Annotated in this window: 16 protein-coding genes; 6 read left to right on the top strand and 10 right to left on the bottom strand. The window is 65.2% G+C overall.

Going from position 1 to position 15,992, the window contains the following annotated elements:
- Positions 1-165: 165 nt before the first annotated feature.
- The 4 genes from ACFQZZ_RS05235 to ACFQZZ_RS05220 all read right to left on the bottom strand — a co-directional run bounded on the left by ACFQZZ_RS05235 (position 166) and on the right by ACFQZZ_RS05220 (position 3,397).
- A complete protein-coding gene (locus ACFQZZ_RS05235) occupies positions 166-600 on the bottom strand; it encodes a CBS domain-containing protein (RefSeq protein WP_378674730.1) in 435 nt (144 codons plus the stop codon).
- Between the two features lie 115 nt (positions 601-715).
- Complete coding sequence (locus tag ACFQZZ_RS05230) at positions 716-1,975, bottom strand: PucR family transcriptional regulator (RefSeq protein WP_378674727.1); 1,260 nt, start codon at positions 1,973-1,975, stop codon at positions 716-718.
- Between the two features lie 178 nt (positions 1,976-2,153).
- Positions 2,154-2,390: a hypothetical protein gene (locus ACFQZZ_RS05225; RefSeq protein ID WP_378674724.1), complete on the bottom strand. Its 237-nt coding sequence runs from the start codon at positions 2,388-2,390 to the stop codon at positions 2,154-2,156.
- 209 nt (positions 2,391-2,599) lie between these two features.
- Entirely contained in the window at positions 2,600-3,397 is a 798-nt protein-coding gene (locus ACFQZZ_RS05220; protein ID WP_378674721.1) for an SAM-dependent methyltransferase, read from the bottom strand.
- 325 nt (positions 3,398-3,722) lie between these two features.
- Between ACFQZZ_RS05220 and ACFQZZ_RS05215 the strand changes: the two genes are divergently transcribed.
- On the top strand, positions 3,723-3,944 hold the full coding sequence (locus ACFQZZ_RS05215; RefSeq protein WP_378674718.1) for a DUF397 domain-containing protein: 222 nt from the start codon (positions 3,723-3,725) through the stop codon (positions 3,942-3,944).
- An 89-nt stretch (positions 3,945-4,033) separates the two neighbouring features.
- Complete coding sequence (locus ACFQZZ_RS05210) at positions 4,034-4,921, top strand: helix-turn-helix domain-containing protein (protein ID WP_378674716.1); 888 nt, start codon at positions 4,034-4,036, stop codon at positions 4,919-4,921.
- Positions 4,922-5,276: 355 nt separating this feature from the next.
- On the opposite strand, the gene ACFQZZ_RS05205 is transcribed toward ACFQZZ_RS05210, so the two are convergent.
- The 5 genes from ACFQZZ_RS05205 to ACFQZZ_RS05185 all read right to left on the bottom strand — a co-directional run bounded on the left by ACFQZZ_RS05205 (position 5,277) and on the right by ACFQZZ_RS05185 (position 8,053).
- Positions 5,277-5,504, bottom strand: a complete 228-nt coding sequence (locus ACFQZZ_RS05205) for a hypothetical protein (RefSeq protein ID WP_378674713.1) — start codon at positions 5,502-5,504, stop codon at positions 5,277-5,279.
- Positions 5,505-5,822: 318 nt separating this feature from the next.
- On the bottom strand, positions 5,823-6,104 hold the full coding sequence (locus ACFQZZ_RS05200; protein ID WP_378674710.1) for a putative quinol monooxygenase: 282 nt from the start codon (positions 6,102-6,104) through the stop codon (positions 5,823-5,825).
- Between the two features lie 53 nt (positions 6,105-6,157).
- The gene (locus ACFQZZ_RS05195; RefSeq protein ID WP_378674707.1) at positions 6,158-6,853 is read right to left on the bottom strand and encodes an SDR family oxidoreductase; all 696 of its coding nucleotides are present in this window, start codon (positions 6,851-6,853) and stop codon (positions 6,158-6,160) included.
- Between the two features lie 45 nt (positions 6,854-6,898).
- Positions 6,899-7,450, bottom strand: a complete 552-nt coding sequence (locus ACFQZZ_RS05190; RefSeq protein ID WP_378674704.1) for a DUF2599 domain-containing protein — start codon at positions 7,448-7,450, stop codon at positions 6,899-6,901.
- Positions 7,451-7,810: 360 nt separating this feature from the next.
- Positions 7,811-8,053, bottom strand: coding sequence for a hypothetical protein (locus ACFQZZ_RS05185; protein ID WP_378674702.1), 243 nt, complete (start codon positions 8,051-8,053; stop codon positions 7,811-7,813).
- Between the two features lie 341 nt (positions 8,054-8,394).
- On the opposite strand from ACFQZZ_RS05185, the gene ACFQZZ_RS05180 reads away from it, so the two are divergent.
- The 4 genes from ACFQZZ_RS05180 (at position 8,395) to ACFQZZ_RS05165 (ending at position 13,755) form a co-directional block, all read left to right on the top strand.
- Positions 8,395-9,570, top strand: a complete 1,176-nt coding sequence (locus ACFQZZ_RS05180) for a lipase family protein (RefSeq protein ID WP_378674699.1) — start codon at positions 8,395-8,397, stop codon at positions 9,568-9,570.
- A gap of 234 nt (positions 9,571-9,804) precedes the next feature.
- On the top strand, positions 9,805-11,238 hold the full coding sequence (locus ACFQZZ_RS05175) for a lipase family protein (protein ID WP_378674696.1): 1,434 nt from the start codon (positions 9,805-9,807) through the stop codon (positions 11,236-11,238).
- Between the two features lie 96 nt (positions 11,239-11,334).
- Positions 11,335-12,417, top strand: coding sequence for a fused (3R)-hydroxyacyl-ACP dehydratase subunits HadA/HadB (locus tag ACFQZZ_RS05170; RefSeq protein WP_378674694.1), 1,083 nt, complete (start codon positions 11,335-11,337; stop codon positions 12,415-12,417).
- A 387-nt stretch (positions 12,418-12,804) separates the two neighbouring features.
- Positions 12,805-13,755 (top strand): helix-turn-helix domain-containing protein, encoded by a 951-nt coding sequence (locus ACFQZZ_RS05165; RefSeq protein ID WP_378674692.1) that lies wholly within the window; start codon positions 12,805-12,807, stop codon positions 13,753-13,755.
- 122 nt (positions 13,756-13,877) lie between these two features.
- Here ACFQZZ_RS05165 and ACFQZZ_RS05160 read toward each other — a convergent pair whose 3' ends face one another.
- Entirely contained in the window at positions 13,878-15,947 is a 2,070-nt protein-coding gene (locus ACFQZZ_RS05160) for an AMP-binding protein (RefSeq protein ID WP_378674690.1), read from the bottom strand.
- Positions 15,948-15,992: the final 45 nt, after the last annotated feature.

The raw sequence follows: 15,992 nt of genomic DNA, 5'->3' as shown, positions 1-15,992 counted from the left end.
CGGGTGGCCGCAGGCCGGGTGAGGTGCGACCCGGACGCAGATGCACGCAACGTGCCGCCCCCTTCCGAGAAGCGCTGGACGCCACCAACGATACGCACTTTACGAAAGGTGTTCGAAGGTTTCTCGCACACAACGTCTTTCACGCGCCACGGGCACGGCGGTCGTTCAGTATCTGCCCTGCAGGTAGTCGACGAGATGCTCGCGCTCGGTGGCGAGCTCGGAGATCGCGCTCTTGACCACGTCGCCGATGCTGACGATGCCGATCAGCTTGCCGTCGTGCACGACAGGCAGGTGTCTGATCCGATGCTCGGTCATGGTGCCGCGCAGTCCGTCGACCCGGTCGTTCGGCGCGCAGGTGCGCACATCGGCGGTCATGATCTCCGATACCGGGGTATCCAACAGGGCCGCGCCGCGGGCGTGCAAGCTGCGCACCACATCGCGTTCGGAGACAATGCCGTCGATCCGGCTGCCATCCGGCGACACGACCACCGCTCCGATGTTGTGTTCGGCGAGCGTGGCGAGCAGGGTGCGCACTGTCGTATCGGGTGGCACGGTGGCCACTTCGGTGCCTTTTCTGCGCAAGATCTCCGCAATTCGCATGATTTCCACCCATCCAGATGTCGCGGCAGTTCTAAGGATCTCTCGTTCGTGACCGTGTGACCAGCACAAATCCGCATCAGGTCGCAACAAGGTCTCGAGACGAGGCCGCGGGGACTTACAGACGCCGCGCGACGCTGCGGTCGAGATCGCGGGCCAATAGCGCGATCGCCGCCTGGGAGATACCCGCCGAGGTGGCCAGGTCGATGGTGGTGAGCTGGGAGATACGGCGCAGTCGGTAGTCGACGGTGTTCGGGTGGACATACAGCTGCTTCGCCGTGAGTTGGCGGTTCATATCGTTGCCCAGATAGGCGCGCATGGTGTCGAACAATTCGGGGTGTGCGTCCAAGGGCTCGAGGATGGTGGCGATGCGGCGGGTCGCCGGGCCGCCGCGGGTGAGCTGGTACTCAACGGCCAGGTCGGCCATCTGGTACAGGCCTGGCGCCCGGCCGCCTACACGGACCAGATTGAGTAGCTCGTGCGCCTGATCGGCGGCCTCCGGGATCTGATCGGTGTCACCGATGACCAGGGTCGCGGTCAGCGGTACCCCTGCGGCCTCGGTGAGCAGCCCGAGTACCTCGACGGTGAGCATGACCGAGCCTTCGTCGACCGGGGTCAGTAGCGTGCCGCCCTTGGTGCTGAGCAGGGCCAGCGCGCGAGCGTCGAAGACGGTGGCCAGTTCCGACTGCAACCGGCGCAGCTTGCGACGGGCGGCCACCTGCGTATCGACCCGCGCGTCGCGCTCGTCCGGATGTTCCGGAATGGACAGGGCTACGACCTGGTACGACGCGGCGATGGGGATGCCCGCCTGGCGGGCCAGTGCGGAGCTACCGCGTCCGCTGAGCAGCGCGGAGGCCAATGTCTGTGCGGCGGTTTGGTGTTCGCGCGCAACGAGATGCTGTTCGTCCACGTAGGCGTCCGACACCGCGGCGGTGATGGCTTCGAGGAGTTCGAGCATCAGATCGGTGGCGACCAGCAACTCGTCGATGTCGTCGGCCTTGGCGCGCGCGGTGACAAGACCGAACGCGATGCGTAGTCCTTCGTGATAGGCACGCAGGATGGTGCCGAGCGGCACGGCTTCGCGTGCCCACTGCGCCGCCGCCTCGCGGACCTCGTTCAGCTGCTCGTCGTCGGGAACCGCGCGCTTGTCGAACATTTCGGCGGCCAGCGCGAGACAGCTGCGGGTCAGTTTGGTGACATCACCGCGCAATTGCTCGCCGGGCAGGGTGCGACAAGGAGCCATACAGGTCGCGAAGTAGCCAACCATGCGCGAGGCCACCCGGTCGGTGTTCTGCAACGGAACCGACGCCGGTTGCCCGCCGATTTCCAACGCCGTATCAGGCGTGTTGATAGACAGGTCCAGCGTCGAAAAGGTCATACGCGTCGCTCCAGTACCACGTCGGGCGTAATAGAACTGAGCCCGAATCGTGTGCATCACTATACGAAATTGTGATGAATGTGGGTAGCGATCTCTGAGATCCGTTGTGTGACCGCCGATTGCGGGTGAAATATATCCCGGCCGGTCTGTTTTTATTGCATGCCAACCGATATGGCGACTATTCGTCGTCGAGCCCGGCCGAGAGGTACGCGGCCGCGGCGAGCCACTGCCTACATTGCGGCCCGTGGACATCGTGGATGTGCAGAATTTCGCGGGCCTGCCGGTAGGTGAGGCCGCGCGGTTCGGTGCCGCAGTCCGGCGGCGCGAAGTCGGGAACCGCACGTGGCCGCAGAATATCCATCCCGGTTGCGCCGGCGATCGCGACCCGGTGGGGAGTTCGGAATGGCTGACTCATCGACCGCCCCTCGCGTATGGCTATGGGAGGTTGGTTGTGGCGACGCCGGCGCGAACTCCCTGCGTACCTCCCGGATTGTGGCTCTGAGTTTAGGCCGCTGTCGCTTACAGATGCAAGTACATTTGCACGAACGCCAGACAGAAAAGCACCGGCGGACATTGGTCGAAGGGCCAATGTCCGCCGGTGCGGAACTACCGTTTCGAGACCGGCTAGGGCTTGCGCGCAACGGCGCAATACGCGGAGATGGGCCGAGTTTCGCCCACCTCGGTTTCGCCCGCCCGCCACTGCGTGATGGAGACGAAACCGGGCTCGACCATCTCGAAGCCGTCGAAGACGGCCTTGATTTGTGCCTGGGGCCGTGGAACATAGGGGTCGCCGCCGGTGCCGGTGTAGTTCTCGCACAGCGTGACGTAGGCCTGGCTGTCGTCGGTGCCGTCCCACATGACTAGGTAACTTCCCGAGGGCACCGCGTCCAGGACCGTGCGCACGATCCGCAGCAGTTCGTCGTAGGTCTTCGCGTGGCCGAGGACGCCCATGAACATGACGCCGACCGGCTCGTTGAAGTTCAGCACGTTCTTCGCGTCGGAGACAATCTGCTCCGGGTTGTGGAAGTCGGAGTCGATGTAGGTGGTCACTCCCTCGTCGGAAGTGCTGGTCAATAGCGCCCTGGCGTGTGTGAGCACCAGCGGATCGTTATCGACGTAAACGATTTTCGCCTCGGGTATGACGCTCTGGGCGACCTCGTGGGTGTTCTGCATGGTGGGTAGGCCGGTGCCGATGTCCAGGAATTGGCGAATCCCTTGCTCACCCGCAAGGTATCGCACGGCGCGGATCAGGAACTGCCTGGACTGCACTGCCATGGTGGTGATGTCCGGGTCGACCTCGACACCGGCGTCACCGGCGATCCGGTCGATTTCGTAGTAGTCCTTACCGCCCATCCAGTAGTTCCAGATTCGCGCCGAATGTGGAATGTCGGTCCGGATCAACGGGCTGTGGTCGTCGGGCATGAGAGTGGGCTCCTCAGCAAGCGGGTGCGGCACGCGGGGCGAGCTGGCGCGGCGGGTGTCGCTAATGACTGGTACATCCGATGTGCACTGTGACAGTACAAGATTCGCGCCTGGGAGACAGCCGGGATCGGCGAGCTGAGCACGGTATTTCGCTGGTCGAGCCGGACGGCGTCACAGAGCGGACCGGCGGGTCCGAAATTGTAGACGCGCGAGGGTGAACTTCGTGCTATCGTCCCCATTGTCAGTGCATATGCAAGAACGTTTGAGAGTGCATCTGCAAGAACTGACTCGAGTTGATCCACTGGCGTAACTGAGGAGTGGGGAAATGTCGGACACATCCACGAACAAGATCGATGGCAGCTGGCGCAAGAGCTCGTTCAGTAACCCGAGCGGGAACTGCGTCGAAGTAGCAGAGGCGACCAATGGTCTAGTAGCCGTTCGGAACTCACGGGACCCGGAAGGTGGCGTGCTGTTCTATACCCGTCCGGAGATCGATGCGTTCGTCCGCGGCGCAAAGGCCGGCGAGTTCGACGATCTGACTAGCTGAGCGGTAACATTGGCGGTCGGTGCGGTGTGTTTTCGAGCAGGGGTGTTTGTGACACACTGTGGTCAAACCCGAGTATCGGAGATGACTTCATGATCGCAGAACCCGATGACGACGGTCGTGTGCAATCGGTTGTCGCGGAACGTGGTCCGACCGTGCTTCGGATTGCACTCGGCGGCCAATTGCGCAAGCTCCGGGAGAAGGCGAATATCACCCGGGAGGCTGCGGGCGACGCCATCCGTGGTTCGCACGCCAAGATCAGTCGGCTCGAGTTGGGCCGCACCGGCTTCAAAGAACGCGACATCCGTGACCTGTTGACCCTCTACGGCGTCAGCGACGTCGAGGAGCATGGACGATTCCTGGACCTGGCGAGGCAAGCGAACGAACCGGGCTGGTGGCATCGCTACAACGATCTGCTGCCGTCCTGGTTCGGCACCTATCTCGGTTTGGAGCAGGCGGCCAATAAGATTCGTACCTACGAGGCGAATCTGATTCCTGGACTGCTACAAACCCCCGAATACGCCAGGGCCGTCGTGTCGCTAGGTTACGAGGACGCTGACATGGATCGGCGGGTCGCAGTGCGGCAGCGCAGGCAGGAGATCCTGCACCGGCAGGATCCGCCCATCGTGTGGGCCGTGATCGATGAGGCCGCCCTGCATCGGCCGGTCGGTGGCGCGCGAGTCCAGCGCGAGCAGATGGAGCATCTGATCAAGCTCGCCGGATTGCCCAATGTCACCATTCAGGTGCTGCCGTACGCGGCAGGGGAGCACGCGGCCGCCGGTAGCTCATTCAGCATTCTGCGGTTCGCCGAGCCCGAACTGCCCGACATCGTCTACCTCGAGCACCTCACCAGCGCGCTGTACCTGGACCGTCGGCAGGACCTGGCAACGTACCTGTCGGTCATGGACCGCCTCAGTGTGCAGTCCGAGCGTCCGGAGAAGTCCGTGCAGATTCTCGGAGAGTACGCCAAAGGGGAGTGACGGTCGCAGGTGCTTCGACCCCGGGCCGACCGAGCGTTGGGCGGGGAGCCGACCGATGGCTGTCGCACGGCCCTGTGTTATGGCCTGGCAAATTGGCGCCTCGGGCAGGTTTCGGGCATACCTACGACTTGGCGCAGCTGCGTGTGTCGACCGCGGATACGTGCGAAGTCAGCTGAGGCGCAGAGTCATTCGGATGGAATGATCGGTCGCGTGCACGTACGTTCGGATGTTGTCGCACATGGCGCAACGCGGCGAGAGCGCACCTTGGACAAGCGCGCACCGCAGGGCGGGGGAGCGCTCAGTATTGTCTGATGGCACAGCGGTATTCGGTGCCCGACATAGAGCGCGCCTTACCTCACTGTTTGATGAAAGTGGAGGCGATGCGCCAGAAGGTATCCGGCTGCAGGACCTCGAGATCCCAGTCGTCGGCCAACGCGTGTGCGGTGGTGACGATCCGGTCGATGTCGAAATCGTGGCGGGTTGCCGCACCGGTGGATTCGACGGCGTGTATGACGAACGCGACGGCAGTTTCCCGCGTGAGTGCGGTAGTCTTTTGGCCGGATCGTACCGAAGGTGTGCTCATAGTTTTACCGTTCGCTGGCTGGTCGGCCAGTGCGGCGTCGGCAATTCCGAGCCGGCCGCTGTGAAGTGGTTGGTCCATTCGAACGCCCCTGACGTCTGGCGGCAGCAAACCCACGGCGACATTGGCCTTTGGCTCGCCCACGCGGCCTCCCCTGGTTGTCCCCTATATAGCGTTTATAAAGCGTTGCGGGACTGAGTTTAGGGCGGTGCGCCTTTCAGATGCAAGTGCATCTGCACGATCGATTGTGTGTGCGCAGAGCGGATTTCGTGTCTGCTAACCGCCCGCGAACACGTAGCCGAGCGCGATCTGCCGGGTAACTCAGTTGGCGTTGACGAGGACGTCGGTGCTGTAGTGAACCTGGGTCCCCGGCTCCACATATCGGTCCGCCGCGCTGCGCCAGGCAATGAAATGTTCAGTGAATCGATGGGCCTCCGCTGCCTCGTCGTCGACATACACCTGGTACAGGAAGAACCGGTGCGGATCCACGCGGTCGGCGCAGACATCGAACCGCAGGCAACCCGGCTCATCGCGCACCGATGCCGTGGCGCTGCGGCCGACGGCGGCGAGAAATTCGGAGCGAGAGCCGGGTCGGATCTTCATGGAAACGATGCGGCTGAACACAGTGACGGACTCCAATCGGGGATGTGCACAAGTCAGTCGGCGGGGGCGGCACCGCCTTCGGCGACCGACTGGTTATCTAAATTTTCGATCGCCGATGCCACCGGTGTGTCACCCGAGATGAGCTCGAGCGTCATGCCGGCGGTCGATGCGGCGTGCAGGATCTCCACAAGCACGGCGGCGACATCGACACGCGGAATGCTGCCGCGGGGCAGCGGCGGCGGACCGAGCGCGACAAGGCCGGTGGCGGGGGTGTCGAGGAGATGGCCGGGGCGCACGATCGTCCAGTCCAGATTGCGAGCACGCAGGTCGTCCTCGGCTTGGGTTTTGGCATCGATGTAGGCCGCCCAAACCTCGTCGGTGCCCGCCGCGGGCGGTGCTCCGGCGCCCATCGTCGAGATCTGCGCGAAACGGCGGACACCTGCCTGCTCGGCGGCGGCGGCGAGCAGCACCGACCCGCCCTTGTCCACCGTGTACTTGCGCTCCGCGCTGCTGCCCGGCCCCGCGCCCGCGGCGAAAACCACGGCGTCGCAACCCTGGATGGCCGCGGCCACGTCGCCGACGGCGGCGTGTTCCAGGTCGAGCACGACGGCGCGGGCCCCCGTGGCGGCGATGTCGCCTGCCTGCTCCGGTTTGCGGATGAGGCTGTCGACCTTGTCACCACGTTCGGTGAGCAATGCCGCGAGCAGCAATGCGATCTTTCCGTGGCCGCCTGCGATGACGACGCGCATCGGTGGTCCTTTCTGGTCGGTGCCGCTCGGTGTTCGGTGCCGTGGTCAGCGTTCGGGGCCGCCGGGGTTGCAACTGGCTTGGACGGTGGCCTGGTGGCCGACGGCCGGACGCCAGGGTTCCAGATTCCAGCTCGGTTTGTTCGGTGCCACCATGCGGGCCCAATCCCAGTGACACACGAACTGGTCGTGCATGCCGGGAGCGTCGGCGTCCGTGGACTGCGCGAGCACTTCCTGCCATGCGCGTTCCTCGGAGCCGGGGAAGGTGGTTTGCCGCCCGGCCGGTGTCGGGAAGACGAGTAGCCGGGGGCCATCGATGGCCGCTGTCCACTCGACATGGTCGATGAGTGCTTGACCAGCATAGGGATCGACGGTGGGCACCGTGGCCGCTGGCGGCGAGATCGACGGTGCCGTGGTGGCGACGGAGGTCGTAGTGGGAATGTCGGTTGTTGTGCCGGCCGCCGAGGTCGGCTGATCGCTTCCGCAGCCGCTGGCTATGGGCAGCAGGGCTGCGCAGAGCACGACCACCGCGCCGGACCGCGCAGACGGGCGCGGTAGGCGCCCGCCGGGGTTCGGCGAAATCGAGTTCCGCTGTGCCACTGCCGTTCCTCCCGCATGGTCGTTGCCAACGAGCGTAGCCAAGCTCCACCCAAGCGGCATTCGACCCGCACCCCGCGCCGATTGTGGTGTCTTGCCCCGGTGGCGGCCTACCTGGCAATCATCTCTCGAGGATGCGGACTCGTACGGCGGGCACGCATCCGTATCTGGATGGTCCTTCGCAGGCGCGCAGCGTGTGTGAACAATTGCTGAGCAAGCAGCTGTCGGGTCCGGCGCTGGAGACGCCGTGCGGGCGATGCCGCGTATTCCGACGGAGGGCCAGATCTTGCCGCGGAGGTGCTCGACTTCCCGCACCGGGCGCTCGACCAGCCGTGACCAGGGTTCGGCGCCGGCGGGTCTATATCAGTGCCACAGCGAACGGCATGGTAGCGGCCGAAGCTCGGGCCGCACCTTGCTGTCCACAGTGACCACCAGCCCGGCGTGCACCGCGGCCGAGGTGAATTCCCACGCCTCGGCTCGGGTGGCCGCGTATTCGAGGATCAGGGCGTCAGCGGGCGTCGGTCCGTCGAAATAGACGGTGATCCGACGGGTCGGCGCCTCCTCGGCGTACTCCCGGGAGGTCAGTTTTCGCGCAGTGCCGTCCATGCCACTGTCTCCTTCCGCCACGGCGAATGGCGCCGGTATATGTGACGGTAAGTCCCCACCATTGTGGGGAACATGTTCAGTCTCGGTGGCTGGACATGTCACAGATCACGTGCTGGGTGGTCAGGGCGTGTCACCAGGACCGATGCCAGATGGTCACAGGCCGGCCACCCGAAACTTGTGAATTGTCAAAATGTTTCGCTCCAAATGTGTCACTCTGGTCCGTTGTTGTAAACGATGGTCACAACGTTGGACCCATTCTGGAGGCATCGTCGATGAGGCAGGCCCTACGTTCTATGAGCAAGAAGAGACCCGGCAGGGGGGTGGTACGCACAGTAGGCGCGATGGCCGTCGGTCTGCTGATGGTGGTTGCGGTCGCTGGGACCGGCCACGGCGCACCGATTTATCCGGCGGCGGACCCGGATCCGTTCTATGCGATTCCACAAAATCTCGCGGACATGAAGCCGGGCGACGTCATCGGTACGCGCACGATGCCGCCGCTGATGATCTTCCCGGACACCACCGTGACCGTGGTGCGGTTCCGGTCGACCAACTCCCAGGGCAAGCCGATCGCGGCGATCACCACGGTGCTGACGCCGCGCGGACACAAGAAGGACGGCCCGCTGCTGTCCTACCAGCACATCATCAACGGTCTCGGCGCGGAATGCTCGGTGTCGCGGGTGCTCTACACCGACGACCCGAACCTGATGGTGCGCGAGGCGCCCGCGTGGAATGTGCTGCTGCAGCAGGGCTGGTCGGTCGCGCTGCCTGATCATCTCGGTCCCCAATTCGCCTATGGGGCAGCGAAATTGGGTGGCCAGATCACTCTGGATGGGGTGCGCGCCGTCAAGCAGGTTTCCGAGCTGCAGGTGGAGAACAGCCAGGTGGGGATGGTCGGCTATTCCGGCGGCGGCATGGCCACCGCGTGGGCGGCCGCGCTGGCACCACGGTATGCGCCGGAACTCGACATCGTCGGCGCGGCGATGGGCGGCGTGCCGATGAACCTGGTGAAGATGCTCGAATCCCTCGGTCTCGGTTCGCACCCGGTGTTCGGGCTGGCGCTGGCCGCCGGACTCGGCCTGGAGCGCGAGTACCCCGATCGGTTCCCGCTCAGCGAGCAGTTGAACGATCGCGGGCTCGCCGCACGCGCGGCCATTGCCAACAGCTGCACCAATGACATCCTCGCCGCGGGTGCGGGACACGGCGCGATGGACTTCGCGAAGACAACGTCGATGATCGACGACGGCGACGCCCGCGCGGTCGTGGAGGAGAACAGCCTCGAGCTCTACGACGGCGTGCCGAAAGCGCCGGTCTTCGAATGGCATTCGCCGATCGACGGACTCATCCCGGTCGACGCGATCACCAACACCGACCGCCGCTGGTGCGCGGCCGGGGCTCGGGTGGAGGCACAAGTGACGCCGGTGCCCGATCACCTGACCGCGGCGGTGCTCGGCCTCCCTGCGGCGCTCAGCTGGCTGAACGCCCGCTTCAAGGGTGAGCCCGCGCCGAGCAACTGCTGAGGGCGCGCTGGAGCTGCCATCGAGCCGAATGCGATTCCAGCGGATCGCATTCGGCTCGGTTGTTGCGAAATGGCGACGTGATACACACAACTCGGGCATAGTGACGTCTCCGGCCGAGCACGGCGGTTAGCCTGGCCCTCTGGCCCCGGTACGACAGGGGGCATTTCGGGGGTCGACGAGCCGCACCATCTCCCCGGGGGTCAGGTAACCGACGTCGCACCCAGAGGCGTGTTCATGAGATTTTTGCGTGCCTTCTTCTTCGTGTTGTTACTCACGTGCCCGCCGATGGTCGGGCAGGCGGCCGCGCAGCCGCCACCGGACCCGCCCGCTCCGCCAGGATCGCCCTGGCTGCCCGATCCTTCGCGACTGCCCGGACTGTTGATTCCGGACGTGAACGGCTCCATCCTGCCCGGCCTGCACGAATGGATCGATCGGGTGGTGCCGCCGCCACCGATCGCGCCGTCCCCGCCTGCCCCGATGCAATCGAGCGTGGGTTTGACACCCGCGCTTGCCGCACTGCGGCAGGCGGTGTTGCCCGCACCGGTCGGTGATCCGATCTTCGACGCGTGGCCGGTGGATCTGGAAGCATTCGGCGAGGGCCAGGTGCTCGAGGTCAGGGACATCACCCCCTCCGCCGCGCCGATGATGCTCGTCCCGATCCGGCAGGCGCTGCTGCTGAAGTTCCGCACCACCGACGCCCACGGGCTGCCGTCCTACGCGACCGCGACGCTGGTTGTTCCCACCACGGCGTGGCCCGGCCCCGGCGACAGACCGGTGGTGGTGAACAACCTGCCGATCAATGCGCTCGGCCGTGACTGCACGCCCGGCTACAGCTTCGCGCACGGGTTTTCGACGAAGACCAGCCTCACCGACTTCATCCCGCCGACAACACAATTAGCGGTGCTGCGCGGTTATGCCGTGCTGATTCCTGACCATGAGGGACCGTGGATGGCCTACGCGGAGCCATATGTGGCCGGTCATGCCGTGCTCGACGCGATCCGCGCGGTGCGTGGACTGCGGCCGGAGGAATTCGGGGAGAGCAGGTTCGCCATGACCGGGTACTCCGGTGGCGCGATCGCCACCCATGGCGCGGTCAAGCTGATCGACAGTTACGCACCGGAATTGGCCGAGGTGATCGTCGGTGCGGCGCTGGGTGGGGTGCCCGCCGATTTCGAGATCCTCGCGCGGAGCATGAACGGCAATCTCGCCTCGGCGGTGTTCATGGCCGCGACCTTCGCCGTCGGCCGGGAACGCCCCGAGATCCTGGCCAGGATGAACAATCTGGCGCAGTGGGTGACGACCTCGCCGCTGAAAGATTTGTGTGGCAGCGGCTTCGGCATCGTCGGGGTGCTGATGCTGCCGATCGATGTCGCCGCGAACTTCGCCGACCCGCTGCACTCCGAGCTCGCCGCGGCGATCTACCGGGTGACCAGGATGGAAGGCATGAAATCGGCGACGCCGCTCTACATCTACAACGGCGAGCAGGAATTCTGGATTCCGGCCGAGGGCGCCCGCAATCTCTATCGTGAGCAGTGCGAGCTCGGTGTCCCCGCGGTCTATCGCAGCGTGCTCGGCGAGCACGTCATCGCCGGGGGCCTCGGCTATCCGGAGGCAATGGGCTGGCTGGATCAGCGACTGCAGGGTGTGCCCGCGCCCGACGAATGCTGAGAACTGTGTATCTGCCGGACCCCTCTCGTTGCGCTTGCCGCGGTATCTGCGATCTATCACACGTGACGGTATTGCCGGATCGGCGAAAAGAGGCAGATGAACAACACCGTGACCGTTGGGTCGGAGCAGGCATCGGAACAGGCCAGGGCAATGGTCGGCCGCCATTATCGGCTGACCGATCACTACGAGGTCGGACGGGAGAAGATCCGCGAATTCGCGCGCGCCGTGCAGGACTACCACCCCGCACACTGGCAGGAGTCGGCGGCGTGGGATTTGGGCTACGACGCGCTGATCGCGCCGCTCACCTTTCCCTCGATCGTCTGGCTGCTGATGCAGCGCAAGATGTTCGAGTCCGTGATCACCGGCTACGACATCAGCCAAATTCTGCAGACCGAGCAGACCATTCAGATGCATCGGCCGCTCGTCGCCGGTGACCAGCTGCGCTGCGACTCGTTCATCGAATCGTTTCGACAGTTCGGCGACAACGATTTCATGGTGACCAAGAACGTCCTCACCAACCAGCACAAGGAACTGCTGCAGACCGCGTGCACCACGGTGGTGGCGCGCACCGGCACCGAGGTCGGCCCCCATATCGCCGCGGTGGTCGACGGCGTCATCATGAGCGGCCAGGCGCTCGCCGATCGGCGCGGCGCGGCCCAGCCGCGCGAATCACTGATGGCGGACACCGGCATCGTCGAATGCTTCGACGACCTGCCCGCGAGATCGGTCGATGAGACGCAGGTGCGGGTACCGTCCAGCGGCCCCTCCTTCGACGAGCTGCGGGTCGGCGCCGAACTACCCACCCGTGTCGTGTCGTTCACCCGCGGAGATCTGGTGAATTACGCTGGGGTGTCGGGTGATTCGAATCCGATCCATTTCAGCGACCACGTCGCGATCGCCGCGGGCCTACCCGATGTGGTGTCGCACGGACTGCTGACCATGGGCCTGGGCGCGGGATATATCACCGAATGGGTGGGTGATCCGGCCGCGGTTACCGAATACGGGGTTCGGTTCGCGGGGTTCGCTCCGGTCGCGCAGACCCAGCACAGTCGGATCGAGTTCGGTGGCCGGATCAAATCGCTCGATCCGAGCCGTCGCGCGGCGACCATCGCCCTCACCGCCACTTGCGGTGGCAGGAAGTTGTTCGGGCGCGCGACGGCGGAAGTCCTCCTGCGCTGATCCACGACGGCCGGTGGCGAGATCGGGGGAGGCCGCCCCGGCGGTGCTTCGCGACATAGGCGCGTGGGTGCGCAACCGGGGCGGCCTCGGGTGCGGCTTCGATTCCCCTCGTCCACTGGGTAGGCCTCTGCGGGAAGGCCGGTGTCGAAGCCGTGAGCTGAGCGTATTCGTCCGGCGCGCCGATCGAGAGGCTTCGGCGATGGAACTGTCCGATATCCAGCGCCGCTGGGGATTTGCGTGGAATTGTCACAACGAACCTGGTGGTCACCCGCTTCGTGGGCGACATATTTGCGGCGGGCCGGGTGCACGTGCAGCTGTGCGAATATCTGTGCGGTTGAGGCACTTTGGCCGTAGAAAGTCGCGGTCGCGGCATGGCAGACTCAGTGCATGCCCGCATCGGAGGTACGACAAGGGGATGGCGCCCCGTTTGCCGGAAGTGTGGCCGCCGACGGCGGACCCACGGTGCTTCGCATGATTCTCGGTGGCCGCATGCGACGGCTGCGGGAGGCGTGCGGGATCAGCCGTGAGGACGCGGGCGATGCCATTCGCGGATCACATTCGAAGATCAGCCGTCTAGAGCTGGGCCGGGTCGGGTTTCGACAGCGCGATCTCGTCGATCTGCTCGCCTTCTACGGGGTCACCGATCCCGAGGAGCTGGCGGAGTTCATCGAGCTGGCGCGGCAGGCCAGCGCTTCGGGCTGGTGGCACCGTGACACCGACTGGCTGCCCAAGTGGTTCGACACCTATCTCGGTCTGGAACAGGCCGCGCGGCTGATTCGCTGCTACGAGCCGAGGGCGGTGCCCGAGCTATTGCAGACCGCCGACTACGCCCGGGCCCTGCTGACGCTCGCGCATCCGGATGAGAAGGACGAGGCGATCGATCGACGGGTGGCGTTGCGAATGCGCCGGCAGCAGATCCTGGAGCGCCACGATCCTCCGCATTTCTGGGTGATCGTCGACGAGGCGGCGCTACGTCGTCCGATCGGCGGTTCGACCGTGTGGCGCGACCAGTTGGACCACCTGGTACGGCTCGCCACGCAACCGCACATCAGTGTCCAATTGCTCGCCGATCATGTCGGCGGACCCGCGATCGCGGACGGCGCCTTCACCATGTTGCGCTTCGCGGAGCCCGACCTACCCGACATCGTCTATCTCCAGCAACTGACCAGCGCCCTGTACCTGGACAAGCGAGCCGACCTCGATGCCTATCTTCGGGTGGTGAACGTGTTGTCGGTGCATGCCGCGCCGCCGGAATACACCGTCGGCCTGCTCGAGGCACTGCGGGAGCGGCTACCGCGGACGCTCGATCGGCCGTCGTATACCGAGGGTCGGCTCTAACCACCGTCGCGCGGCACGGCCCTGGCGATCGTGCGGTCGACAACGGCCTGGACCAGCGGTGGACCGGGCGTGTGCTGAGGTCCGCGCATCTGGGAAGGCGGTGGGTGCACTGATGAGCCTGCTCACGTTGCCTCGTTCGCGTCAGGCCCACCGAGCAGTCGTTTGAGGATCTTCCCGGTCTCGCCGCGCGGCAGGTCGTTGAGGAAGGTGACGTCGCGCGGCACCGAGAACCGGCTGAGGCGGTGTCGGATATAGCTGCGGACCATATCCGAATCCAGTCCTGCGCCTTCCCTTTTCACCACGAACGCAGCCAGCCGCTGCCCGTATTCGTTATCCGGCACGCCGACCACCGCCACCTCGCTGACCTGAGGGAGATGGGATAGGGCCTCCTCGACGGGCCGGGGGAAGACGTTCTCGCCGCCGGAAATGATCATCTCGTCGTCGCGGCCCGCGATGAACAGCCGTCCCGCGGCATCGAGGTAGCCGAGGTCGCCGGTATCGAGCATGCCGTCGGCCTCGTTGGGCGGTGCGGCATTGACATAGCCGTCGAACAGCATGTGATTGCCGACGAAGATATGCCCGGTCGCACCGACCGGTAGCGGGCGCAGGTCGGGCCCGAGGACGCCGATCTTGGTGCCGAGCGGCGGACGGCCCGCGGTGGTCGGGGCGGCCCGCAGATCGTCCGGGACGGCGATGGTCGCCCAGGAGACCTCGGTGGAGCCGTAGACGTTGTAGAGGATGTCGCCGAAGGTGTCCATGAAGTTCAGCACGGTCGCGGCCGCGAGCGGTGCCCCACAGCTGGCGACGACCCGCAGGCTGGAGGTGTCATAGCGAGCACGCACGGGTGCGGGTAACTCGAGGATCCGGTGCACCATGATCGGAACCGCGATGAGCGTCGTCACGCGATGCTCGGCGATCAGGCGCAGACAGTCTTCGGCGTCGAAATGCTCCGGCAGTATCACCGTCGCGCGCAGCGGAGTACTCATCTGCAGGGCCGCCAGGCCCCAGGTGTGGAACAGCGGGGCGGGGATGAGCATGGTGTCGTTCATCCGGAACGGAATCCGGGACAGCAGGGCGGCGATGGTGCCGAAGCCCTTCGGGTGCGGGCGCCGCGCGCCCTTCGGTGTGCCGGATGTGCCCGAGGTGAGCACGATCAGTTTGCCCGGCTGCGTAGGCTTGCGAAAGTCCGTGTGCCCCCTCGCTATCAGATCTTCGATCGTGGTTCCGCCCGGTTTCGGCGGCGTGGCGTCGGTGGTGTAGCGGGGGATATCGGCGTGTAGATACTGGACAAGCGGATCGAATTCGGCGTCCACGAACAAGGCCGACAGTTTGTCGCGCTGCACGATCTCTTCGATCCGGCGTGCCGGCAGCCCGGTATTCAGCAGCACTGCATCGATACCGAGTTTTCCTGCGGCGACCATGGTTTCGACCATTCCCGCGTGATTGCGCGCCAGCAGCCCGACCGCGTCTCCAGCGTTCAGTCCGAGCGCTGACATCGCGCCTGCCAAGGCCTGGGTGCGGTGATGCATTTCGGCGAAGGTGCGCTGCGCTCCACCGTCGATGACGGCCGTACGGTGCGGCGATTGCACGGCCGCGGCCGCGTAGCCACCGGCGAGGTTGAATCCCCATTCGGCGAGGCGACGCAACTGTCTGATGGCCGTGTCCGGACGATAGGTGCGTCCGACCCCGGACCTCATGATCTGTTTCGCGACTCCGGCCCTGCGCCGCATCGGCGAGTTCTCGCCGTTGACGATCACCGAGGTCGGCGCGGCGAGGACGAGGTCGGCGAGCAGCCGCAGTCCGGCACTTGTCCAGTCGGTGATCGCGGCATTGGACAGCTCGGCCAGGTGTGGATGGACCCGGCCTGGAGCGAAGTAGGTGACGCAGATCCTGGTCTGTTCCTGGTCGCCGAGCAGTCGCACCGAGGCAAAGCTGCCCAGCATGGGGAAGCGCAGCTCGAAGCTCTCCAGTTCCTGACCGACAATCAATTGCATAGTGTGGGAACGGATTCCGGCATCCGCCGAGCCGACCCGCACCAGCAGCACCGGATGGCCCGCCACGGTCTCCAAGGGCTCGCAGGCGCCGACGCCTTCGAATATTCGTGGATAGGTTTGCGGATCCAGGAGCAGATCCCACACAGCTTTGCGGGCGATCGCGAATTCGGCGACTACATCGATGACATCGGTAACCAACTACGTGCAATTCTGGCAGGCGGTGTCGAACACTTGCGGGTCCGG

Source organism: Nocardia sp. GCM10030253 (assembly GCF_042675075.1).
Lineage (GTDB): Bacteria > Actinomycetota > Actinomycetes > Mycobacteriales > Mycobacteriaceae > Nocardia.
Note: the sequence above shows the minus strand (reverse complement) of the source record. Positions and strands in the feature narration are given on the sequence as shown.